This is a genomic window from Streptomyces sp. NPDC059355 (assembly GCF_042752335.1).
Classification (GTDB): domain Bacteria; phylum Actinomycetota; class Actinomycetes; order Streptomycetales; family Streptomycetaceae; genus Streptomyces.
This window is the reverse complement of sequence record NZ_JBHYXN010000002.1, coordinates 91,556-114,116: the sequence shown is the minus strand read 5'-3', so window position 1 is coordinate 114,116 and position 22,561 is coordinate 91,556. Positions and strand designations below refer to the sequence as shown.

The window sequence follows — 22,561 nt, the reverse complement described above, 5'->3', positions numbered from 1 at the left end:
GACGGTTCGCTATTCACATCGCTTTCTCCAGCACATGCAGGACGGCAACCTGAAGGGCGCATCCACCACCGGCGGACCGAAAGGAAAGGGAGCTCGAAATGAGACGCATTATCGCGGCCCGAGCGGCATCGTGGGTGGCGATGAGTACGCTCCTGCTGTTCACCGGTGTCGCCGTCATCCTGGTCCGGCAGAACGGCTGGCACACTTATCCACAGTGGAACGACTCGACCGATTCCATAGTGCGCTGGTTCGCTGAGAACCGGACAGCCTCGACATGGCTGGCGCTCGTGGGCAATCTGTACGCGATCGTGCTCGTCTGGCTCACGATAAACCTCACTCGGCTCCTCAAGGACCGAGAGGGACGTAGCCACCCCGGTGTTCCTGCGATGACACCGATGGCCATCGTTTGGGCCAGTGGATTCTTCGGCGCCGGTGCCTTCTGGATCGCGGCGTCCACTGCTGGATCTTCCAGCAGCCATTTTGCGGCTCCCGACCTGGTCAGATACTCGTTCGAGCTGAGCATCGGGTTCTGGCTCGCCGCGCAGATGGCACTCGGTGTGTTGATGCTGTGCGCGGCGGCCGCCATCCGAATCGCCGGGCTGTTCCCCTTGTGGACCGTCTGGAGTTCCGCCCTGATCGGAGTGGTCGATGTCCTGGGTGTCCTTGCCCTGTTCGCCGACGAGGGCCCCTTCGCCCCCAGCGGCTGGCTGAGCGGGCTTCCCAACTGTCTGGCCTGGATCTGGTTCGCCGCAGTCGGCGTCACCATGAGGAGCGGTGAATACGTCGCCTCGGAGCCGTCAGGAAAGCGTTCGCCATCACGGCCGGGTGCGCACCTTGAAGAGTGACAACAAAACAGAGTCGGCGGCCGTTCAGGCCGTAAATTCGTCCAGGGAGAAGGGTAAATGGCGTTGCGCGCCAAGCTGACGTTCTTCGACGGAGACATGGCACCGGAAACGCCGATCGCGATAGGTTTCGACTCCGCCCCGGTCGTTCTGGCCGACGAAAAGGCACATCTGTCTTACAACGCGGTGTGTGGTACGCGTGCCGGCGAGTATCCCGATCCCGACCTTTCAGGGGTAGAGGCCGTCACTGCGGCCTGTCTCGACGTGGTGCGGTCGATCGCGCCCGAGCAACTGTCGTTTGCGAAGCCCGTCGCGCAGACGTCCGCGGTGTGGACGGCGCACGCCTTCCCCGATCAGAGGCTCGACACCCCGCCGATGATCGCCTCCACGATGCTCAACACCGCTCTTTTCCTCCACGACGACGGCGTCGACGATGAGCAATGGGCGCACGATCCATCAGCCGCCGAGCGTATCCGGGAACTGGAGGAGCTCAACGGAGCGATCCTGCGCGCGTTCCGTTCCGACTGCTCTTCCGAATGCGGCACGAGTGACCTGGATCAGCCACGCCAGCGGGTCATCCTCGGCCTGCTGCGGGAGGTGATCGCGCTGTATGCCGCGCATCTGCCCCGATGGCATGCGCGCAAGGGGGCGTTCACGAGCTTCCTCAAAGAGTACTTCGACGCCTGTGAGTGGTATGCCAGGGAACTCGCGGCATCGTCGGCCTGGCCGGTGGACCACACCACATTTCTGTTCCAACGAGAGTTCCTGGGCGCAGGGAACATGATGTTCGAGCTGGCCGCGCTCCTCAACGACGTCGACATCTCACCGCCCCGGCAAGACCTGCTGGAGGTCAAGCGGTTCCGGCAGGCTGCCACGTACGCGGCGGTGTGGGGCAACGATGTGATGGGGCTGGAGCGGGACATCGTGAGCGGGGGCCTGTGCAACATCGCGCTGATCTTGCGTAGGGAAGGCGGGCTCACCCTTCAAGAGGCCTGCACCGAGGCCATGGAACGGCAGAACCGCGAAGGTCTGGAAGTCATGCGGCTCGCGGAGTACCTCGACGACCGCTACCCAGACCTCAGGGGCTACACCCGAGTGGTGCGGTTGGTACTTGAGGGGAACTTCAGAGGGTTCCCCCTCACACCCCGCTACCGGCTCCAAAATGTCCCGCACATTCGAGGCATCCGGACGGTCGGGATGAGTTGACCACTGCAGATCAACGCTCCGGTGTCAGCCTGGCGGCCCGGCGGAGTCGGTGATGTCCAGGAGCCGGGGCGGCAGGCGGAGGCAGTCCGTCGGTGACTTCCGCTGGCTCAGCGTTGGGGAATTGGGTGACGCCGTGGCCCGCCTCGGTGGGCATTTGGTGAACGCTCACAAGGACTGTGCGGTCTTGGGAAAGGATGCGAGTTGATCTTGTGCTACTTCCCGCGAGTCCGTTCACTGCGGTGGAGACCGGCCTTCGCGGATGATTCCAGGCCCAGCCACACCCGGACGCCGTGAGGAGGTAGGTCCGTCCGCGATTGACCTCAAGTAAGAGGCGTGACGCCAGACGCAATGCGGCGCCTGCACCGAGTCGGTGCCAGCGCCGCATCGATCCCCGCCGCAGGTGTATGCAACGGGGCGGTCGGTCAGGCGAAGCCCGACTTGAACTCGGTGAGGGTGATCCGCCGATCGCCGTTCGTGTCGGCCTCCCGGACGAAGTCCGCGAGCTTCACGCCGTCGACGGTGCCGCCGTTGGCCTTTCCGTAGTCCCGCAGTTCACGCAGCTGGATCTCCCCGCTTCCGTCCGCGTCGATCTCCGCGAACACAGCCTCGGCTTCGGCCTCGGCCATCTTGCCCATTGCTCCTCCTCAATACGTGTACAGAACACCCTGGCGCCTCGTGACAAGCGGCAAGAGGTGTGACATGGGTCGCTGCGCCGATTCACCACATCGAGGAGCGCCGTGCCGAACGGCGCTCGAGGCCAAGAGGCGGCCAAGCACACAGACCAGCGACGAGCAGATCTGCTGGATCCTGCCGGATGCCGGTGAGCTGGAGGGCGCCTGCGCGGCCGGGTGCACGGCCCTGAAGGAATTCCTATCCGACGTGCACGTTCACCTGACCGCCAGGCGTGCTTACCGGCTCGGGTATCAAAGACTCGTCGCCCTGGCCGACTGAAGACGCGGGATCGCCGCCGCCTCTGTGGCTGTTCCTGGCGGAGTCCGTCTCGGTCGGCGGGTTTGTGTGGGGTGCTGTGCCGGGATGCTGCTGTCGGGTCCGTGGCCCGGGGCCGTGGTCTGAGCGCCGGTCGCGTATATCCCCACCGCTTTCCCCTGAACGCTGCTGCTCCCGCAAGACCTGAGGTGGCGTCAGAATCCGTTGCGTCTCGCCAGGGATGTTTGGAGCCACGGTTTCATTGCCGGTCGGGCCCTGGGATGCCGTATTGGTCGGCCCGCTGCACGCTGGACGCATGGCGGACAAAACGGCGATCGTGATCCACCCCGTGTCCCCGCAGGGCGGACGCAAGGTCACCGTGCACGCGCTCGGCGTGGACGCGGACCTGGGCCGGGCGTTCACGCCCGGGGACGTGTCGGAGTTCCTGCGCCGGGCCGGCCTGGAGGATGTGGACTTGTCCGAAGACGGGCCGATCCAGTGGGAGGGCGGCGGCCCTGAGGTATGGACCAGTGACATCTGACTGGTGGTTTCCTCGGTGCGCCGTCCCAGGCGATCCCGCAAGTATGTGGAGGACCGACTGCCCGGTTCCCGGGCCGGATGCCAACGGGCGAGCCACCCGGCCGAATCCTCCGCCCGCAGGCAGGCGAGTGTCGCGAGATGGTGCCGAGCCGATGCCTCACGAATCCGTAGCGGGGCCCGGCCGGGGTGGCTTCTTCGCTTGGCGCTGGAACTGGGGCTGCGGGTTGCGCAGGCTGATCTCCTTCCGTGTTCGTCCGCGGTGTGCCGGGCCTGGACGAGGACGTTGAGGCGGGAGGAGTCGCAGAAGGAGAGTTCGGCGAGGTCGATGATGATCTGGTTCGGGTCGCCTGTCTGGGCCATCGTGGCGTGCAGGGTGTCGTGGAGCATCGGGGCCCCGTCGATGTCCGTCTCACCGCCGACGTGCACGACAAGACGCTCGCTACCACCGTCCACCCACATGCCGGAGTCGCGGTGTTCGGAGGGCTCTGGCGTGTTGTCGTCTCCGGCGCCGTGAGGTCGACCGGGGCGGGGGCGGTCCCGGCCCGGTGCCCGGCCGTGCGGGCCGGGGCGTCGCCCGGTGCTTGTGGTCCGCCGGCACCGCGGCGGGGGAGACCCCGACGGGCCGTGTCGGGTCGGCGGGGCCGGCCCTGGATCGGACGGGCGGCCAGGAGGGAGGCCCGGGGGATGTCGCTCAGACCGCCGGCGGAGCCGATGCTTGGTAAGGCTGCCGAGTCGGTGTCGGGGCCGGCCGCGGTGCGCGCGGGTGGCTGGTGCAGACCCGGCGGTGTTCGCTGGTCCAGGACCGCATTCCGGACTTGGTGGCGGTCGCCGAGCGGCAGTTGCCGTACGGCCTGGTTCTCGATGGCGAACCGGTCGTCCGGGATGTCGAAGGGGGCCGGTTGCCGTTCGAGGCGTTGTACCGGGGCGCCGCCTGCCCCGCGGCGCCGCCGGGTCGGCCGTCCGGTGGCCGGCCTGCTTCGTCGCGTTCGACGCCCTGCAGCTGGACGGCCAGGAGCTGCTGACCCGCCCGTACAAGGAGCGGCACGTTTTACCCCTGCGTCGGACAGAGCGGCAAGCCGGTCGGAGACGGTGGAACCTCCAGAAGGGTGCAGTGCCGCTCACGCTGATGACGCTGCGGCGGCCGGCATCATGCCTTAGCGCCTGCCCGCCGCATCCCTCATCACGCACACCGCCCCGTGCGGCAGCGTCCCGATGTCCCGGCGCCGTATTTTTGGACGCGTCCGGCAGGTGCGGGATAGGAGTCTCCGTACGCATAAGCGGTCGGGCGCCGGGACGTGATCCTCCCGGTGCCCGACCGCAGTGTGGCGCCGGCGCGGGGTCAGATCTGTAGGGACTCGCCGCTCGTGACATGTCGATCTTGCGTGACCTGGGCGTTCCTGGCTGTCTCACGGCCTTGTCATCCATGATCAGTCTCAAATTCGTGGTATCTCCTCGCGAGGGCGAGGGCGAGATCAGGTGGCTTGTCCGAGTCGGCCGAGTACACCACGCTGAGCCCGAGCAAGAGGGCTACCGGCGAGCCCAGATCTCGCACCGATGAGTCTCCCGCGCCGCGCCGGTCCATACGCCGGACACCCACGAACGGAAGGCTGAGCCATGCGGAAACTGATCTACGGCATGAACCTGACCCTGGACGGCTACATCGCCGCGGTCGGCGACGACATCGGCTGGAGCGGACCGCCGAGCGACGAGCTGTTCCAGTGGTGGCTCGAGCACGAGCGAGCGTGTGGCCTGTCGCTGTACGGGCGCAAGCTGTGGGAGGCGATGAGCTCCTACTGGCCGACCGGCGACCAGCAGCCCAACGCCACCCCGGCCGAGATCGAGTTCGCGCGGAACTGGCGGGACACGCCGAAGGTGGTGTTCTCCGCGACGATGCACAAGGCCGACTGGAACACCCGCCTGGTCACCGGCGACGCGATCGCCGAGATCACCCGGCTCAAGGCCGAGGACGGCGGCCCAATGAACATCGGCGGCGCAACGCTCGCCGGGGCGGCCATGCGCGCCGGGCTGATCGACGAGTACGCGATCGCCGCCCATCCCGTCCTGGTGGGCAGCGGCACGCCGTTCTTCACCGCGCTGGACAGCTGGGTGAACCTGAACCTGGTGGAGACGCGGACGTTTCCCGGCGGCGTGGTCCTGACCAGGTACGAGACGAGGCGCTGAGCGCGTACGGGGACATCGACCTGGACGGACTCCTCTACCTTCGACGCGAGCCAATCCCTTCTGTTCACGGCATCCGGATGTCAGAGCCGGATTTCGCACCGGAGAGCTCCCTGCCGTTCCTCGCCTGCCCAATCGAGCCCGCTCCGCCTCGCCTCGCCCCGCGAACGCCGCTGCCGAGACGGGGCCGGCGCAACACGTACGTCCCCGAAGCCTTGAACTTCGGATACGCCTTGAGCAACCGCCACTCCACATCCGGCTCCGGCGCGGTCACGTTGCCTACCACGGGCCCCACTCCCCGCCGACTGCTGGAGTACCGATGCCCGCACCGCCGCCGAGAAGGGTGGACACGCGGGGACCGTGACCCGCACCAGGACACTCGCCTGGCCGACGACATCAACCTGCACGGCGGGACGGACCACTTGCCGGAAAGACTTCGTCGGCGCCGACCGAGCAGCGGCTACCCGGTCCGGCCGCCGGCCGGACACGGCTGCGGACGCCTTGAGCGGATGTGGCGGGGCGCGCGCCGCCGTTCCCGAGCGTGCGAGCAGCAGCTCCGCTCAGGCGTGGCGGGCTTCCCCTTGACCCGGCACGCCCGCAGCGCAGTCACAGTGCTTCAGAAGACGCCTCCGTGCTCTCCGGCCTTGCGGCCACGCTCGCCGGAAGGCATCGCGGGGCTGTCTCCGTAGGTGTACGCGGTGCGGATGTGTCCATCCACGGCGTGGACGATGACCTGCGCCGGCTGGTGGTCCCTGGCGTGCTGTCGGGCCGCGTTGATCGCGTCCTTCTGGGTGCGATGCGGCTCGTGGAGGACCCGTCGTCCTTCTCTGCCCTCGACCTGCCACTTCACGCCCGCTGCCGCCGCCCGCTCACCGGACGGGGAGACGTGGTAGACGGTCTGTCTCGCTGCCATGATCGCTCTCCTCGGCTGCCAGGCGGAGGTCCGCAAGACCTTGGAAGACGCCTTTCCCGACTGTTCCTGCCGGCCCTGGCCTGCGAAGGCAGTGCCTGCGTGGAGGTGTCTGGCGCCTGCGGCTGCGGTGTCCGCCTGGGTTGCTTCTACCCGTACCGGCGGCACCGAACCGGTCCCCGGCGCGCGCCGCCCATGCGGCCGGGTGTGCCCCGCTGGCGGGGCCAGGCGCATACCAAGGACCCGCCCGTAGCACTGTCTGAACGGCCGCCCCGAGGGGTCTGCGGTCTCGAACGGGGGGAGAGAAGGGCCGTCGTGATGATCATGATGCTGAGGGCCGCGACCGGCGGCAGCCGCTGCTCTTGCCCTGTCCTGCCCGCCACCATCCTTCTCGACGTCGAGACAAGGATCCGGTCTGATCAGCGCTTCGCCTGGGCCGCGAGTGTCTCGGGGCGGTAGTCGTCGCCGTGCCAGGTGGGCCAGCCGAGCAGGCGGGGCCGTTCGGTGACCCAGGCGTGGGTGTCGGCGCCGATCTCGGCGTCGATGAGGTCCTCCAGCAAGCCCCGGTAGCGCTCCACCAGGTCGCGGTGGGCTGGGTCGGCGGCCAGGTTGTGCATCTCGGCGGGGTCCTGCTCTCGGTCGTAGAGGACGACGTCGTTCTCCGCGAGCAGGGCTTGTGTGCTGGACGGTCGGTTGGGGTTCAGCGGGGAGAAGTAGCGGCCGAAGGTGTAGCGGGCGTCCGAGTAGCCGCGCAGGAAGCCGCGCTTGTTCCAGTCGGGGCGCAGGTCGCCGGAGGCGACGCGCTTGGGTGCGTCGGGGTCGGTGAACTCGGACCAGAACGAGGCGTCGAGCGTCGTGATCGACTCCACCGCGTTCAGGATGCCCTTGCGGACCCGGTGTCCGTGGAGCACCGGCATCAGCGAGTGCCCCTTGAGCGCCGGGTGGCGGGTGGCCGTCCGTGCGGGGTCCAGGCCGGCGATGTCGAGCAGAGTGGGGGCGATGTCGACGGAGGAGGCGAGAGCTTCGGTGCGGGTTCCCCCGGCCACGTCGGGGTGGGCGATCATGAAGGGGACGTGGAAGTTCTCGTCGTAGATCAGGTTGCCCTTCTGGCGCAGGCCGTGGGATCCCGCCATCTCTCCGTGGTCGGATGTGAAGACGACCACGGTGCGGTCCGCCTGGCCGGAGGCCTCCAGCGCGTCCAGGACGAACTCGACGCTGCGGTCCACGTCACGGATGGCGTTGAGGTAGAAGTTCAGCCCGTCGTACCAGTGCTGGTCGTCGGCGACCGGTCCGAAGACCGTGTCCATCACCTTGGCGTACTCAGCCACCGCCGGTGCCGCGCCGGACAGGTCGTCCCGCAGGCTGGCGGGGAGGTCGAACTCCCAGCGCCGCCGGTAGAGGGGGATGTTCGCGGCCGCGCGCGCCACCACGGCGTGGGCGAGCCCGAAAGGGAGCTCGGCCTGAGATCGGCCGCCGTAGTCGAAGCTCATGATGTCGTGCGGGTTCACGAAGTTGACGGCCATGAACCACGGCTGGTCCTTCCGGACGACCGGCGCCCGGTTGCGCAGCCACTTCACGGCCTGCCCGGCGATGACCGGGTCGAGCTTGAGTCCCGCCCAGGCGCCGCCGTCGATGTCGCCCCAGTCGTTGAACTCGCCGAACCCGTAAGGCTCCAGGGCATCCGTCGTGGGTCCGGGATTCTCCGCGGTGACGTAGCAGTTCGAAAGGTGCCACTTGCCCTGGTAGGTCGTGTAGTAGCCCGCGGACCGCAGCATCGTGCCGATGGTGCCCAGCTCGGGATCGAGCGGGCTGATGTACGGCATGTTGTCGTTGTCGTAGATCTCGGTGATCGGCACGTGTTGCCCCGTGTAGATGACCGACCGGGCGGAGCTGCACTGAGCGGAGGCGGTGTAGTAGCGCTCGAAGGTGGTCCCTCGAGCCGCGATCCGTTCCCGGGCGGGTAGGGCAAAGCCCTGCGGCCGGGGCAGGGAGACGCGTTCCTCGTCGGTGACGATCAGCAGGATGTTGGGGCGGTCGGTCATGTCCTGTCCTTCGCTCGCCACGTACCGACGATTGGTCTGATGGTTGGAGACCGCCGCGCGCGGACCGGTACGGATACCTTCGAATCTAGGGCGGCGAGTCTGCCGGGGCCGTTCAGGACGCGGCCGGACGCGGCCGAACGCGGCCGGACGAGTGATCGCAGCGTCGGCGGCCGGCGGGCTCGAGCAGGTTCTGCGCCCATGGAGCCGGGGAGCCCCAGCAGAGCCCGCTGCCTGACGGACTGACACAGCTGCTGGACCGGCCGGGTGGAACGCTGCTCCAGCCACGGCACACGCCAGGCCAATGCCCACAGGGGACGTGCTCACGCCCGTGCGGGGGACCACCCGGAAGCTCACGTGTCGATGCGATGAGCCGCCGCAGGGTGTCGCAGAGTTGACGGCAAACCTTTCCCGCCGCGTGCATTGGGGGCGATGGCAGTGAGCTGCGCAGGCGATCGGCAGCGTTCGGCCGGGCGGACCGCGACCCCTGCGGGACGCGAGCGCCGTCCTGCCCCATTCCATGAGTGACGCCACCTGGACGCCGGCAGCGGTCGCCGGCATCGCGGCAGGCTACGCGCTGGTGTCCCGCAGGCTGAGCGTCACACCGGTGTCCGGCGCCATGGTGTTCGTCGGCTTCGGCATCCTGCTCGGCCCTGCAGTCCTGGACCTGGTGAGTCTGCGGCAGGACAGCGCGCAGCTGCGCATCTTGGTGGAGGTCGCTCTGACCCTGGTGCTGTTCACCGATGCCGCCACGGTGCGCACGGCGGACCTGCGCAGCGAGGGAATCCTGGCCACACGGCTACTGTCGATCGGGCTGGTGCTCACCATCGCAATGGGATGGCTGCTTGCCCGGCCGCTGTTCCCGGGCTTGAGCTTGTGGGAGTGCGCGCTGTTGGGCGCGATCCTCGCACCCACCGATGCGGCTCTTGGCAAGAGCGCCATCTCCGACCCGCGGGTGCCGAGCCTGGTCCGCCAGACGCTCAACGTCGAAAGCGGAGTGAACGACGGCCTGGTGCTGCCCTTCTTCGTGCTCTTCCTGGCTGCCGTCCCCGGCACCTCCTACGCCCACGAAGGCGTGGCCGGGACGTTCTGGCGCGCTCTGCTGCTCAGTCCCGCCCTTGGCCTGGCGGTCGGCGGCATCGGCGGCCTTCTCCTGAAGGCGTCCCTCCATCGCGGCTGGATCGCCCGGGACTGGCGCCAGATCCTCGCCCTCGCCGTGGCCGCCGGGGCGTACTCGCTGGCCGCGGTCACCCACGGCAGCGGCTTCATCGCGGCCTGGGTGGCGGGATTCGCCTTCGCCGGCGCGCTGCGCGGCCGCGGGCCGCGGACGACGCAGCCGACGGTCGAGGTGTCCGACACCACCGAGCTGGCCGAAGACCTCGGCGGTCTGCTGGCCATGCTGAGCCTGCTGTTCTTCGGCGCTGTGCTGCTGGGTCCTGCTCTGCAGCACCTCAGCTGGCGCATCGTCGGCTACTCCCTGCTCAGCCTCACCGTGATCAGACTGATTCCGGTCGCGCTCGCCCTCGTCGGGAGCAGGCTGAAAGCCCCGACGGTCGCTTATGTGGGGTGGTTCGGCCCTCGGGGTCTCGCCTCCGTCGTGTTCGGGCTTCTTGTCGCCGAAGAGCACGTCCCGGGCGTGGAGACGATCAGCCAAGTGGTCGCGATCACCGTCGGGCTCAGCGTGCTGCTCCACGGCGCCTCGGCGGGGCTGCTCGCCGCCCGCTACGGACGCTGGTACGTACGAGCCGCCGCTGATCCGGGGCTCCGGGAGAGCAGTGACACGCCCGTAACACCACCTCGCCGCAGGCTCGAGACCACGGGGCACCCCGAGAACTGATCCACGCCGAGCCGCCTCGCGCCGCCCGCACGAGGTATCCCTGAAATGGGCCTGGCCCGCGTACCTGCCCGCAGTGTCGTGGCGGGCCGCCGACCTGCTCCCGCCGTTGTTTGGCTTGCTCGACCGCGTTCACGACAAGGCGGACCGCGACACCGGGGAGCAGGAGGTTCACCGTCATCTGCCCCGTCGTGGGCAGCCGGGCCGATTCGCCGCGAACAGCAGCACCACAAGAGGGATGCTCAGCGCCATTGCCTCTACGGGACGCAGGCCGGGCCTTGAGGACAGGGTGATCCTGCGGATCTGCCATGCGAGAAGCAGCGTCAACCCCGCAAGGCAGCCGACAAGCGCGAGGATCGGGCCGGGCGTCAGGGCTGAATCGAATGGCTGGCAGCCGGTAGCAGCAGGCGATCAGGATGCCCGCCGCTGTCAGTTGGTCCGTTTGGAAGCGTCGCGGTGAGGGGATCGCATGGCTTCCACACGGCTCGCGACTCCGTTGCTGCCGAAGGCCTCGGCATCTGCCGCGGGCCGCCCAGGGGAATCACGTACTCATCAGGCGCCTCCCGCCTCCGGTCTGCCCAGATGGGGCGCAATGCGATCTTCATGTCCGCGCGGCAGCAGCCGGACGGTGGCGACCTCTGTGCCTGAAAGTCGGCCGGAGGTGGGGGAACCGGGTGACTTCGCCCGTGTGTCCGCGAGCCTGCCGGCCAGGACCGTTGCCTGTGGGGCATCAAGCGGTACCGTGCCGGTGGCCGGTGGCCGGTGGCCGGTGGCCGGTGGCCGGTGGCCGGTGGCCGGTGGCCGGTGGCCGGTGGCCGGTGGCCGGTGGCCGGTGGGCTTGCAGAGGCTGAGTCGTAATGCGTTGCCCGCGGAGCCCGGCCGGGGGTGCAAACGGGAAGCCATGGTGGCCCGTCTTCCGGGCAGCACTGTCATCTTGGTGAGGGGCGATGATCGTATCGGTGGTGTCGATGCCGGAAGGTGTCGTCGCTCGGACAGCGTTGTCCGAGGTCAGGGGGCGTCTGGCAGCCCCCGACTTCGTGATCGTGGACATCGATCGGGGAGAAGACGCCCCGTCCGATGAGCAACCACTCGCCCGGCTGCTGGGTCTGGATGACAAAACGTGGGAGTGGCTCGGCAGACAGAATGAACCCGTGCGGGCCGAGTACCACGCAGGAGCGGTCGGATGTGTCGTGCCGGTGATCGACGGCAGCCACGTCAGGCACATCCACGTCTTCGCCGGCGAACGCCACCTCGTCACGATTCACCACGGGCCCGTGGGACTGGTCGACACTTTCATCGGACGGTTGCCGGAGGACATGCCCTCCAACGGGGCCATGGCGGTCTTCCTCTTTCTGCAGGGCGTACTGGAAGTCTTTCGCCGGGCAGCAGCCCAGGCACTCCTGGAGGTGGGGGAGGTTGAGGAGGCGATGTTCGAGGGGCGGGCGTCGCAGCACGTCCACCGGCTGGCCGACCTGCGAAGGCGTGCGGCCCAGCTGCACCGCGCGTTCCTGCCCTACGCCGCGATCGCGCAGGAATTCCTCACCCATCGCAGGATGGCGGACCCTGGCCTCTCGGAGGAGCGGCGAGCGCTGAACCGCATGCACGAGCGCACCGTGCAGCTGGTGATGATGGAGATCGATTCCCTGCGGGACGAAACCAGACGGGCCGCCGACACCTACGCCTCGCTCGTCGCCGACCAGCAGAACCTCGTGATCAACAAACTCGCGATCGCCTCGGTCATCTTCCTGCCGCTGTCATTCCTGACCGGCTTCTTCGGCATGAACTTCAGCTACCTCAGTAACAGCTTGGCCAGCGAGCAGACTTTCCTGTGGCTGGGCATCGGCATGCAAGTGTGCGCCCTGGCCGTGGCCATGTACGTCGTGCTGTACCGGACGCACTGGCGCCAGCTCAGGGACGGCCGGTCCCACGATGCCGCCGCCGGTCAACTACCAGACCCGTCTACTGCGGATCGGTGAGGAACCTTCGACGTCGGCGGCGAAATCGGCGTGGTGCTGGAACAGGAACCTGTGGGCCGAGTCGGGGTAGATCTTCAGTCGTGCCGGCGGGACCGGACCGGCGAGCAGGTGGGAGTAGCGGGGGAGGATCATCGGTCGCTGTCGCTGTCGCTGTCGCTGTTGGCGACGAACACCGGTGCCTGGATGGCCGTCACCCGTTCAAGGAGCGTGATGTCGGGGATGCCCCGTGCGGTGACCGCACCGTACTGTGCCTGGCGTGTCTGCCACGTCGTGGGCGTGTCCAGTTCTTCCCGTGTGAGCATCCGTCCCATGGCCTTCTCGCCGACCGAGCGGCTCTCCGACGACGGGGTGTGGAAGACGTCGAGCACCGGTGAGGGATCGATCTCCGCCGCACCGCCCCCGCCGACCTCGCGGTACGCGTACTCGATGCCGTTGGCGGCGGACACCGTCCGGATGGACGCCTGGGCGTAGGAGGGTCTCATGGGGATCTCCCCTGTCGACTCCATCAAGGTATAGCAATCGCTTTACCTGAGATCGACGCCACGTCTCCTCACATCGGAAGTAAAGCGTTCGCTATACTTGCGTGTATGGAGGCGACGGCAGCGGCATCGACGAACGGGACGGCTCGCGGCGGGCGTGGTGCGCGTGAGCGCATCCTGCGGGCGGCGGAGGAGCTCTTCTACACCCGTGGCATCCACGCCACGGGTGTGGCGGCGCTGATCGAGGCCGCGCACGTCTCGCCCCGGACCTTCTACGCGCACTTCTCGACCAAGAACGCGCTGGTGGAGGAGTACCTCCGCCGGTTCGAGTCGAAGAAGTCGATCGCTGCCGAAGCGGAACTGGAGCGCGAAGACCTGTCTCCTGCACAGCGGCTGTTGGCGATCTTCGCCCCCGTCGAGGGGGATTCGCAGGGGCCGATCCGCGGATGCCCTTTCCACAACGCTGTCATCGAGGGGGCCGGAGAACTCCCGGAGGTGGCCCGCCTCGCGCAGCGGCACAAGCAGGCCTTCCGCGATCGCCTGGTGGCCGCGGCCGCGGAAGCCGGCGCGGCCGACCCGGACGCCCTCGGCCGGCAACTCGCCGTGCTCTTCGAAGGCGCCAACGCCCTGGCAGCCTCCTGCAACGACGCGCAGGTGTTCACGGATGCCCGGCAGGCAGCCCAGGCGCTGTTGGACATCGCCTTGGGTGCCACGCCCGGCGAGTGAACGTTCAGGGCTCCTGTGGACCGCGCGCCCGGCCGTCACACCGCCCCTTGCGCGTTACGGGGCCCAGGTCCGTCGGTCACAGATCCGGGCTGATGCCCAGGGCAGCGGCCCTCAAGGCGGCAGCAAGCCGCACGACGAATTCGGACGGTAGGGTGGGAGAGCCGGGCCAAGAGCAGGCGCCGTTGCTCCCGCGGCCAGCCGCGCACTGGCAGGACGCGCACGCCCGGCGGTGCAGCGACGGCTGGCGCATACGGGGCAGTGGTGGGCCCGCAGCCCGCGGCCCGAGGCCATGAGGTTCGGCCTTCGCGTGGCTACCAGCGAAGGCGCAAGGCCGCGCTGACCAGCCTTGCCAAGGCGCTGTCGGAGCAGCTTGCGCCATGCGGTGTACGGACGAACGCCATCGCTCCCGGACCGGTCCGCACCCCGTTCTCGACCGCTCGCGGCGGCTTCGCCGAGGCCGTGGCGGCCAGCGCGCGGGGACCACTGCCCAGGAGGCCATGGACGTGGTGGTGCCCCAGCGGATGCCCTTCCCGACCCGGCGAACCTGTCGGCCACAGCACTAGCATGAAGAGTAGGACTTCATCTCCAGGCTCGGGCGGCAGCGGCAGCGGCAGCGGCAGGGAGGCCGGTATGGCGTTCGACACGACTGGTTTCGGGCAGGCGGAGGGCGGCCGTTACACCCCGATCTCCGAGCACGGCCTGATCGGAGATCTCCGTACGACCGCCCTGGTCGGCACGAACGGCACCATCGACTGGTACTGCTGCCCGCGCTTCGATGCGCCCAGCGTCTTCGGGTCCATCCTCGACGCCGACCGCGGCGGGTCGTTCGAGTTGGCCGCCGAGGTTCCCACCCGAACCAGACAGTTCTATTTCCCCGACACGAACGTGCTGATCACGCGGTTCTTCGCCGCGGACGGGGTGGCGGAGATCCAGGACTTCATGCCCGTGGTCGACGAGTCGCGCGAGGCGGCCCGGCACCGGCTGATCCGGCGCGTGGTCTGCGTCCGCGGAACCCTTCCGTTCGGGGCGCGGATCGCCCCCCGCTTCGGCTACGGCGCCGAAGCGCACACCACGCACCTCGAAGGCCACACGGCGGTGTTCCGCTCCCCGTCGCTGACGCTCGCGCTGACCGCCACCGCGCCCCTGGAAACCGACGGGCTGGACGTGTGGTCGCACTTCAAGCTGCTTGAGGGAGAGTCCCACGTGTTCGCCCTCGACCAGGTCGGCGACGACGTCCCGCCCCGGTCGTGCCCGCGCGCAGAGGCGCAGGAGCAGGCCGAGGCGACCGTCCGGTTCTGGCGCCACTGGCTGGCCGGTTCGCGCTACCACGGGCGGTGGCGGGAGATGGTCAACCGCTCCGCGCTGCTGCTGAAGCTGCTCACCTACGCGCCGACCGGTGCGATCGTCGCCGCACCGACCACCAGCCTGCCCGAGCAGATCGGCGGCGAGCGCAACTGGGACTACCGCTACGTCTGGGTCCGCGACGCCGCCTTCTGCGTCTACGCGATGCTGCGCCTGGGGTTCACCTCGGAGGCCGAGGCGTTCATGGGGTTCATCTCCGAGCGGGGCATCTTGCGGGGCACTGGGGAGACCGGTCCGTTGCAGATCATGTACGGCATCGACGGGCGCACCGACTTGCCCGAATACGAGCTTCTGCACCTGGAGGGGTACCTCGGCTCCGCGCCGGTCCGGGTGGGCAACGCCGCCACCGGCCAGCTCCAGCTGGACATCTACGGTGCGCTGATCGACTCGATCTACCTCTACGACAAGTGGGGGCAGCCGATCAGCAGTGACCGCTGGGACGAGGTCGGTGCCGTCGTGGACTGGCTGTGCGAGCACTGGGACCAGCCCGACGAGGGGGTGTGGGAGACCAGGGCGGGCCGGCGGAACTTCGTGTACTCGCGGCTGATGTGCTGGGTGGCGCTGGAGCGCGCGATGCGCATGGCGAACCGCCGCGGTCTGCCGGCGGACCTGACCCGCTGGCGGGAGTCCCGGGACGCGATCTACCGGCAGATCATGCAGCGCGGCTGGTCGGCCGAGCGAGGAGCGTTCGTCCAAGGGCTGGACGACCACGTGCTGGACGCCTCGCTGCTGATGATGCCGATGGCCAAGTTCGTCTCGCCCACCGACCCCAAGTGGCTCTCCACCCTGGACGCGCTCACCACGGACCTGGTCTCCGACTCGCTGGTGTACCGCTACGACCCGACCGCCAGCCCGGACGGCCTGCACGGCCCCGAGGGCACCTTCTCGATCTGCTCCTTCTGGTATGTAGAGGCGCTGGCCAGGGCGGGCCGGCTGGAGGAGGCCAGGCTCGCCTTCGAGAAGATGCTCACCTATGCCAACCACCTCGGTCTGTTCGCGGAGGAGATCGGCCCGACCGGTGAACAGCTGGGCAACTTCCCCCAGGCCTTCACGCACCTCTCGCTGATCAGCGCCGCCTTCAACCTCGACCGCGCGCTGGGCTGACGCAGCATCATCGCCCGGACCGCGGTGCCCGACACGTCGCTGCGGGTCGACGGCTGCAGCCGGCCACGGCCGCGGAGTGGCTCAGAGGCGCCGTGTCCGGCCGCGTTCGGCTGCGCTAGCGTCCTCGCAGGAAACCGATGGGGAGGTACTCGTGCGCGCTCTCGTCTATCTGGGTCCAAGCTCCGCCGAACTGCAGGACCGGCCTGCCGCGCGGCTCGTGAACCGTGACGACGTCGTGGTGGAGATCGTGGGTACGGGGGTCTGCGGAACGGACCGCAAGATCCTGCTCGGTCGGTTCCCCGCACGGCCGGGCGTGGTGCTCGGGCACGAGTCGGTAGGTGTGGTGCGGGAGACGGGGCCGCAGGTGAGTTCAGTCGAGGTGGGGGACCGGGTGGTGGTCAACCCCACGCTGTACTGCGGGTGGTGCGTTCCGTGCCGCCGGGGCGCGACCAACTTCTGCCGTCACAAGGCCGGGACCGAGGTCGGCGTCGACCGGGACGGCACGTACGCCGAGGCTGTGACTCTGCCGGAACGTTTCGTCGAGCGGGTTCCCGCCGGACTGCCCTTCCGTAGTGCGGTCCTGATCGAGCCGCTTGCCTGCGTCCTGAGCAACGTCAAGGCCGCCTCCGTCACCTTTGACGACACCGTGGTAGTGCTCGGCGCGGGCCCGATCGGGATGCTGACCGCACTCGTCGCAGCCCGCCAGGCGCGCCGGGTCACCGTCGCCGAACCGGACGGTTACCGGCTGGAGCAGGCCCGCGAACAGAGCGCGCACGTGGTGGACGTGGTGGACGTGGCCGGAACGGACACGGCCGAAGCCGTGGTGAAAGCCATGGGTGGTGAGCGTCCCTCCGTCGTCTTCGACACCACGGGCACCGGCTTGGACGCGGCGTTACGGCTGATCGACGACGGTGGCCGGGTGGTGGTGATGGGCTTCGACGACACGTACACCGTGCCGCTGCGCCCGCTTCAGCTCACCAATCGGGGCATCCGGCTGATCGGCGCCGGCGACTACCGGGCCGACATCTTCCCGGTGGCCGTGGACCTGGCCGCCGAACTCGGCGGCCTCCACAGACCTGGCTCCGGCGCCGTCCCGGCCCTGGAGCGACTGGTGACGCACGAGTTCCCGCTCGAACATCACGCAGAGGCCTTCGCCGCGCTCGGCGGCCTCACCCAGGGCGACGTGTACGACGGCACCGGACGGACACCGCGCTACGAAGCGCTCAAGGTCGTCATCCGCTCGCACTCCGGCCCGGTCGGCGCCGACGGCTGGCCGGTGGGGGTGTGAGCGCGCCGCGGCTCGGGTCGATCGAGTCCGGCGGGACCAAGTTCGTCTGCCTGGTCGGCTCGGCCCCCGACCGGATCGAGGCCGAGATCCGGTTCCCGACCGGCGAACCGGGCCCCACCCTGGCCCGGGCCATCGCCTTCTTCCAGGAGACGGCGGCCGAGACCGGACCGCTTGAGGCGATCGGCATCGCCTCCTTCGGGCCTCTCGAACTGCGCCCGGACCATGCCAAGTTCGGGCACCTCGCCGCCACCCCCAAACCCGGCTGGTCCGGGGTGGACGTCGCCGGCCCGGTCGCCGCCGCGCTCGGCGTGCCGGTGGGCATCGACACCGACGTCAACGGCGCGGCCCTCGGCGAGGGCCGCTGGGGCGCGGCGCGCGGCCTGGACACGTACGTCTACCTCACCGTCGGCACCGGCATCGGCGGCGGCGCGGTGATCGGAGGCAAGGTGGTCAGCGGCCTGGTCCACACCGAGATGGGCCACCTCGCGGTGCCCCGGATCGCGGGCGACTCCTTCCCCGGCTCCTGCCCCTTCCACGGCGACTGCTGGGAGGGGCTGGCGGGCGGCGAGGCGATGGGCGCCCGATGGGGGACCCCGGCCGAAGAACTGACCGGCGAAACCCTGCGCGAGGCGCTGCGGCTGGAGGCGGCCTACCTCGCCGCGGGGCTGCGCAACATCGTCTACACGACCGCGCCCCAGCGGATCGTGATCGGAGGCGGCGTCGCGGAACTCCCCGGGCTGTTCCCGCTGCTCCGCGCCGAGCTGGCCGCGGCACTGGCGGGATACCCCGGGCTGCCCGAGCACGCGGCCGAGGAATTCGTGGTCCCGGCCCGGCTCGGCCGTCTCGCCGGACCGGCGGGCGGACTGGTGCTGGCGGCAGGGGCGGCCGCCGCCGGGCGGCAGCGGCCGTGGTCCGGCGCTGGGCCATCGGGGGGAACGGAGGAATGAGGACGGCCCCGGGCCGGGCAGGCTGGCCGATGTGACGCGCCCCGATCCGGTGGGCTTCCTCGACCCGGCCACCCACGCCTGGCTGACCCGGCAGGCCCTGCCCGGTGCCCGGCTGCACGACGTGGACCCGCTGCCCGGCGGGTTCACCAACGACATGGCCGTGCTCACGGCCGAGTCCGCCGACGTACCGGGAGCGGAGCGCTACGTGCTGCGCCGCTACCGGCCCAGCGGCAGTCGGGTCCCGCGCAACACCTGTGCGGTGGAGGTAGCCGTCCTCGGCCGGGCGGCGGCCAGTACCGTCCCGGTGACCGCGGTGGTCGCGGCCGATCCGCACGGCCGGGCCACAGGTCGCCCGACCCTGCTCTACCGGTTCGTGGACGGGACCCCGCTCAGCCAGGTGCTCGCGGACGGCCCGGTGAGCGGCGAGGCGCGGGCCCTGGGCCGGGCCGTCGGCGCAGTGCTGGCGCGGATCGGCCGGGTCAGGCTGCCCCGCCCGGGCGCTTTCGGAGACTCTTCGCTGGTCCCGACCCCGGACGGCGCGGCTCCTCTGGGTGACCTGCCCGGTTTCGTCGACCGCTGTCTGGCGACCTCGGCCGCGGACGGGCCGCTGAGCGGGACGGACGCGGCCGTACTGCGTGACCTGGCCCGCCGGGGGCCCCGGGCACTCGCCGCCGTGGCGGGTGAACGCAGTCTGGTGCACTGCGACTTCAACCCGAAGAACGTCCTGGTCCAACGGCACAACGGGCAGTGGGCGGTGGCCGCCGTGCTCGACTGGGAGCTCGCCTTCAGCGGCTCCCCGCTCTTCGACGTCGGGAACATGCTGCGCTTCGCCCACGAGTACCCGCCGGCCTTCACCGCGGGCTTCGTCGAGGGCTTCCGGGAGGGGAACGGCCGGCTGCCGGTGGACTGGCTACGGCTCAGCCGGACACTGGACCTCTTCGCGCTGGCCGACATCCTCACCGCACCACCCGACCCGGCCTACTTCGCCCGCGCCCGCGCCGCGCTGCGCCGGTCCGCAGCCGACCGGTACTGAGTGCGGCCGGACAAGCACGTGCCAACGATGGCCGGCCTGTCCCATCCGACCCGTGCGCCGCTCTTGCCCCGGGAGACGACTGCTGTCCTTGCGGATCACCGAAGCCCTGGAAATAGACGTCCAATAAATGGCGGAGAGGTGACACAGGGCCTTCTTCTCAACATCGGGAATTCTGGTTAGTCTGCCTGGACGGAAGCGAAGATCCTTGACCAAGGGAGAATTCCACCGTGGAGAACGGAAGTCCGGAAAACGTCCTGAAGACGCTCACGCCGACCGTTCGCTGCAACGGGACGCCACCGACGCCCGCCTTGCGTGAAGGGCCTTACTACAAGCCCGACACCCCCTGCAGGACCAGCTTCCGGGGTGATGTGGCAGGAGGCGTTCCGATGGTGCTGCACGGCGCCGTTCGCACCCCCGAGGGCAAACCGATCGGCGGCACCCTGCTCGACTTCTGGCAGGTCGGGGACGAAGGGGTCTACGACGATGGTTTTCTGCTGCGCGGCCACCAGTTCGCCGACACCGAGGGGCGGTGGCGGCTGGAGACGGTGCTGCCCGCCGTGTACCCGGGGCGGACGCGACACGTGCACGTGAAGGTGCAGCCGCCCGGCGGAGCGGTACTGACCACGATGCTGTATTTCCCCGGGGAACGCCGAAACCACCTTGACAAATATTTCCGGCCAGAATGTCTGATGGATGTGCGGGAGACGTCCGAGGGGTGGGACGCCGCATTCACCTTCGTTCTGGATGTGTGAAATCCGGCCACGGAATCCCGTAGGGAACCTTCCGGACCGCTGCCCGGAGATATTGATATCCCGCCGTCCACCGTGTCCGTGGGACGGAAGCCGACAGGAGACACATGGCTGATCTCATGCGCGCCCAATGCGATACGCAGAGCGATGCCCGGAGTGACGCGCGAATCGGTGCCCGGAGCGACGTCCGCGGCGAGGCCCTGAGCTACGCGCAGAACCACCTGTACTACCCGGTCAGCGCGTACGAGATGGACCACGGCGAAGGCGTCCACCTGTACGACACCGACGGCAACGAGTACCTGGACTGCGCGTCCGGCACTTTCAACCTGAGCCTCGGCTACGGGCACCCCGAAGTGGTCAAGGCCATGCGCGACCAGGCCGAACGGCTGGTGCACACGACCTCGACCTTCCAGACCGCCCCCGTCAACGAGCTGGTCCGGTGGCTGGTCGAGGTCACCCCGCCGAACCTGACCAAGGTGCACCTCAAGGTGTCGGGCGGCTCCACCGCCAACGAGGGCGCGGTCAAGATGGCGCAGCTCGCCACCGGCCGCCGCGACGTCATCACCTTGTTCCGCAGTCACCACGGCCAGACCATGATGACGACGACCATGTCGGGCGAGTCCTTTCGCAAGGCCCCGTTTCCGCACCTGATGCCCGGCGTGCTCCAGGTTCCCGACCCCTACTGCCTGCGTTGCTTCTACCGTCAGGCGGGTCCCGACAGCTGCGGCATGCTCTGCGTCGAGCGCATCAACGACTTCCTCGACCACGCCAGTTCCGGCAGCGTGGCGTGTGTGGTCGTCGAACCGGTCTCCGGCAGCGGCGGCAACATCGTGCCCCCCGACGGCTATCTGCCCGCGCTGCGAACGCTGTGCGACGAACGGGGCATCGTCCTCGTCTTCGACGAGATCCAGACCGGCATCGGCCGGGTGGGCCGGATGTTCGCCGCAGAGCACTACGGGGTCCGGCCCGACATCCTGACCACCGCGAAGGGCCTCGGCGGCTCCGGCGCCCAGATCGCGGCCATCGTCGCCGACGAGCGGATGTCCGGGCTGAGCGCCGACCACCACTCCTTCACCTACGGCGGCAACGTCCTCGCCGCAGCCGCCGCGGCCACCACCCTCGAGGTGATAGGCCGCCCCGGCTTCCTGGAGAACGTCCGGGAGGTCGGCGCCCACATCATGGAACGGCTGCGCGCTCTGGCCGTCTTGCACCCCGCCGTCGTGGACGTACGAGGCCTCGGCCTGATGATCGGGATCGAGATCGGCGACGACGCGGGCCGCCCGCACAGCGAACGCGCCCAAACCCTGGCCCGGCGCGGCATGGACCATGGCCTGGTCCTGCGCACCTCCCGTTACGGCCGGGGGAACGTGATCAAGATCCGCCCGCCGCTGATCCTCACCCGCGCCGAGGCCGATCTGCTCTGCGACCGGCTCGAAGCCCTCTTCGCCGCCGAGGCCGCCGTATGACGGACACCGCGCACGGCAGCCCGCCCGGGGCCGCGGCCGTGCGGCAGTACGTGACCGGCCTCGCCCGTGCCGTCCGCGGGGCCGTGCTGGCCGCCCAGCACCGGGCCGGCAGTCGCCTGGTCCGGGGCCACTCGCCGGGAGGGGACGCCCAGTTCGGCCTCGACGAGGTCGCGGAGGCCGCCGTCTGGAAGTACGTCGTCGGTCACGACCTGCCCGTCGCCGTCTACTCCGAGGACCGCGGCCTGCAGTACCACGGCACCGACCCGGCCCACCTGCTGGTCGTCGACCCCATCGACGGCACCCGGCCCGCCGTCGCCGGCCTGGAGTCGGCCACCGTCTCGGTCGCCGTCGCCCGAATGTCGCAGCGCCCGCGCATCGCCGACGTCGAGCACGCGCTGCTGATGGAACTGCGTACGGGCGCCTACCTCTACGGGGACCTGGCGACGCCCGGCATCACGGCGCACGGCTACGACCACCCCGTCCCGGCGCTGACCCGCACCACCGACCCCGCGCGGATGTTCTGGTCGCTGGAGTTCAACGGCCACCCGGCCCGCCTGATGACCGAGGCCTACGGCCACCTCATCGACCGCTCGGCCAACACCGGCGGTGTCTTCGTCTTCAACAGCGCGACCTGGTCCATCTCCCGGCTGCTCACCGGCCAGCTCGACGCGTACGTGGACATCGGCAACCGGCTGCTGCGTGACGACCCGGCGCTGCTGCCCGAGTTCGAACGCGTCGGCAACGGCCGGGTCCTGCACCTCTTCCCGTACGACATCGCGGCGGCCGTCTTCCTCGCCGAGCGTGCCGGCACGGTCATCACCGACGGCTACGGACAGCCGCTCGGCGAGACCGTCCTGACCGACCTGAGTATCGACAACCAGCGGTCCTGCGTGGCTGCATCCACCCCCGAACTCCACCGGGCCCTGCTGTCTGCCGTTCGATGGAAGGAGTGACG

Annotated in this window: 18 protein-coding genes and 3 pseudogenes; 15 read left to right on the top strand and 6 right to left on the bottom strand. The window is 69.3% G+C overall.

Going from position 1 to position 22,561, the window contains the following annotated elements:
- Window positions 1-140: 140 nt before the first annotated feature.
- Window positions 141-845, top strand: coding sequence for a hypothetical protein (locus ACFXGI_RS02550; RefSeq protein ID WP_384702139.1), 705 nt, complete (start codon window positions 141-143; stop codon window positions 843-845).
- A 57-nt stretch (window positions 846-902) separates the two neighbouring features.
- The gene (locus tag ACFXGI_RS02545; protein WP_384702136.1) at window positions 903-2,048 is read left to right on the top strand and encodes a terpene synthase family protein; all 1,146 of its coding nucleotides are present in this window, start codon (window positions 903-905) and stop codon (window positions 2,046-2,048) included.
- A gap of 422 nt (window positions 2,049-2,470) precedes the next feature.
- Here ACFXGI_RS02545 and ACFXGI_RS02540 read toward each other — a convergent pair whose 3' ends face one another.
- On the bottom strand, window positions 2,471-2,683 hold the full coding sequence (locus tag ACFXGI_RS02540; RefSeq protein ID WP_384702133.1) for an EF-hand domain-containing protein: 213 nt from the start codon (window positions 2,681-2,683) through the stop codon (window positions 2,471-2,473).
- Window positions 2,684-3,291: 608 nt separating this feature from the next.
- On the opposite strand from ACFXGI_RS02540, the gene ACFXGI_RS02535 reads away from it, so the two are divergent.
- Window positions 3,292-3,516, top strand: a complete 225-nt coding sequence (locus ACFXGI_RS02535) for a hypothetical protein (RefSeq protein WP_384702131.1) — start codon at window positions 3,292-3,294, stop codon at window positions 3,514-3,516.
- A 242-nt stretch (window positions 3,517-3,758) separates the two neighbouring features.
- Here ACFXGI_RS02535 and ACFXGI_RS02530 read toward each other — a convergent pair.
- Window positions 3,759-3,974, bottom strand: a pseudogene (locus ACFXGI_RS02530) (STAS domain-containing protein); the annotation flags it as partial.
- 1,155 nt (window positions 3,975-5,129) lie between these two features.
- Between ACFXGI_RS02530 and ACFXGI_RS02525 the strand changes: the two are divergent.
- A complete protein-coding gene (locus ACFXGI_RS02525) occupies window positions 5,130-5,696 on the top strand; it encodes a dihydrofolate reductase family protein (protein WP_384702128.1) in 567 nt (188 codons plus the stop codon).
- A gap of 613 nt (window positions 5,697-6,309) precedes the next feature.
- Here the strand turns inward: ACFXGI_RS02525 and ACFXGI_RS02520 are convergent.
- Both ACFXGI_RS02520 and ACFXGI_RS02515 read right to left on the bottom strand, forming a co-directional pair.
- Window positions 6,310-6,606, bottom strand: coding sequence for a DUF2188 domain-containing protein (locus tag ACFXGI_RS02520; protein ID WP_384702126.1), 297 nt, complete (start codon window positions 6,604-6,606; stop codon window positions 6,310-6,312).
- A 416-nt stretch (window positions 6,607-7,022) separates the two neighbouring features.
- On the bottom strand, window positions 7,023-8,645 hold the full coding sequence (locus ACFXGI_RS02515; RefSeq protein ID WP_384702123.1) for a sulfatase-like hydrolase/transferase: 1,623 nt from the start codon (window positions 8,643-8,645) through the stop codon (window positions 7,023-7,025).
- 517 nt (window positions 8,646-9,162) lie between these two features.
- Between ACFXGI_RS02515 and ACFXGI_RS02510 the strand changes: the two genes are divergently transcribed.
- Entirely contained in the window at window positions 9,163-10,479 is a 1,317-nt protein-coding gene (locus tag ACFXGI_RS02510; RefSeq protein ID WP_384702120.1) for a cation:proton antiporter, read from the top strand.
- A gap of 944 nt (window positions 10,480-11,423) precedes the next feature.
- Window positions 11,424-12,452 (top strand): CorA family divalent cation transporter, encoded by a 1,029-nt coding sequence (locus ACFXGI_RS02505; RefSeq protein ID WP_384702117.1) that lies wholly within the window; start codon window positions 11,424-11,426, stop codon window positions 12,450-12,452.
- Between the two features lie 128 nt (window positions 12,453-12,580).
- On the opposite strand, the gene ACFXGI_RS02500 is transcribed toward ACFXGI_RS02505, so the two are convergent.
- Window positions 12,581-12,934 (bottom strand): hypothetical protein, encoded by a 354-nt coding sequence (locus ACFXGI_RS02500; protein ID WP_384702114.1) that lies wholly within the window; start codon window positions 12,932-12,934, stop codon window positions 12,581-12,583.
- A 105-nt stretch (window positions 12,935-13,039) separates the two neighbouring features.
- Between ACFXGI_RS02500 and ACFXGI_RS02495 the strand changes: the two genes are divergently transcribed.
- Complete coding sequence (locus ACFXGI_RS02495; RefSeq protein ID WP_384702112.1) at window positions 13,040-13,657, top strand: TetR/AcrR family transcriptional regulator; 618 nt, start codon at window positions 13,040-13,042, stop codon at window positions 13,655-13,657.
- Window positions 13,658-13,733: 76 nt separating this feature from the next.
- Here ACFXGI_RS02495 and ACFXGI_RS02490 read toward each other — a convergent pair.
- Window positions 13,734-13,938: pseudogene (locus ACFXGI_RS02490) on the bottom strand (LysR family transcriptional regulator); the annotation flags it as partial.
- Here ACFXGI_RS02490 and ACFXGI_RS02485 point away from each other — a divergent pair.
- From ACFXGI_RS02485 to ACFXGI_RS02450, 8 genes and pseudogenes are all read left to right on the top strand, one after another.
- Window positions 13,916-14,071 (top strand): annotated as a pseudogene (locus ACFXGI_RS02485) (hypothetical protein); the annotation flags it as partial. The pseudogenes ACFXGI_RS02490 and ACFXGI_RS02485 overlap by 23 nt on opposite strands.
- 216 nt (window positions 14,072-14,287) lie before the next feature.
- Window positions 14,288-16,123, top strand: a complete 1,836-nt coding sequence (locus ACFXGI_RS02480) for a glycoside hydrolase family 15 protein (RefSeq protein ID WP_384702684.1) — start codon at window positions 14,288-14,290, stop codon at window positions 16,121-16,123.
- 151 nt (window positions 16,124-16,274) lie between these two features.
- Window positions 16,275-17,411 carry a zinc-binding dehydrogenase gene (locus tag ACFXGI_RS02475; RefSeq protein WP_384702109.1) on the top strand — a complete coding sequence of 379 codons (1,137 nt, stop codon included), beginning with the start codon at window positions 16,275-16,277 and terminating at the stop codon, window positions 17,409-17,411.
- Entirely contained in the window at window positions 17,408-18,358 is a 951-nt protein-coding gene (locus ACFXGI_RS02470) for an ROK family protein (RefSeq protein ID WP_384702106.1), read from the top strand. Before ACFXGI_RS02475 ends, ACFXGI_RS02470 begins: the two co-directional genes overlap by 4 nt.
- A gap of 31 nt (window positions 18,359-18,389) precedes the next feature.
- Window positions 18,390-19,391 carry a phosphotransferase family protein gene (locus tag ACFXGI_RS02465; RefSeq protein ID WP_384702103.1) on the top strand — a complete coding sequence of 334 codons (1,002 nt, stop codon included), beginning with the start codon at window positions 18,390-18,392 and terminating at the stop codon, window positions 19,389-19,391.
- 227 nt (window positions 19,392-19,618) lie between these two features.
- Complete coding sequence (locus ACFXGI_RS02460) at window positions 19,619-20,143, top strand: hypothetical protein (RefSeq protein WP_384702100.1); 525 nt, start codon at window positions 19,619-19,621, stop codon at window positions 20,141-20,143.
- A 104-nt stretch (window positions 20,144-20,247) separates the two neighbouring features.
- Entirely contained in the window at window positions 20,248-21,606 is a 1,359-nt protein-coding gene (locus ACFXGI_RS02455; protein ID WP_384702098.1) for an aspartate aminotransferase family protein, read from the top strand.
- The gene (locus tag ACFXGI_RS02450) at window positions 21,603-22,559 is read left to right on the top strand and encodes an inositol monophosphatase family protein (RefSeq protein WP_384702095.1); all 957 of its coding nucleotides are present in this window, start codon (window positions 21,603-21,605) and stop codon (window positions 22,557-22,559) included. Before ACFXGI_RS02455 ends, ACFXGI_RS02450 begins: the two co-directional genes overlap by 4 nt.
- Window positions 22,560-22,561 lie beyond the last annotated feature (2 nt).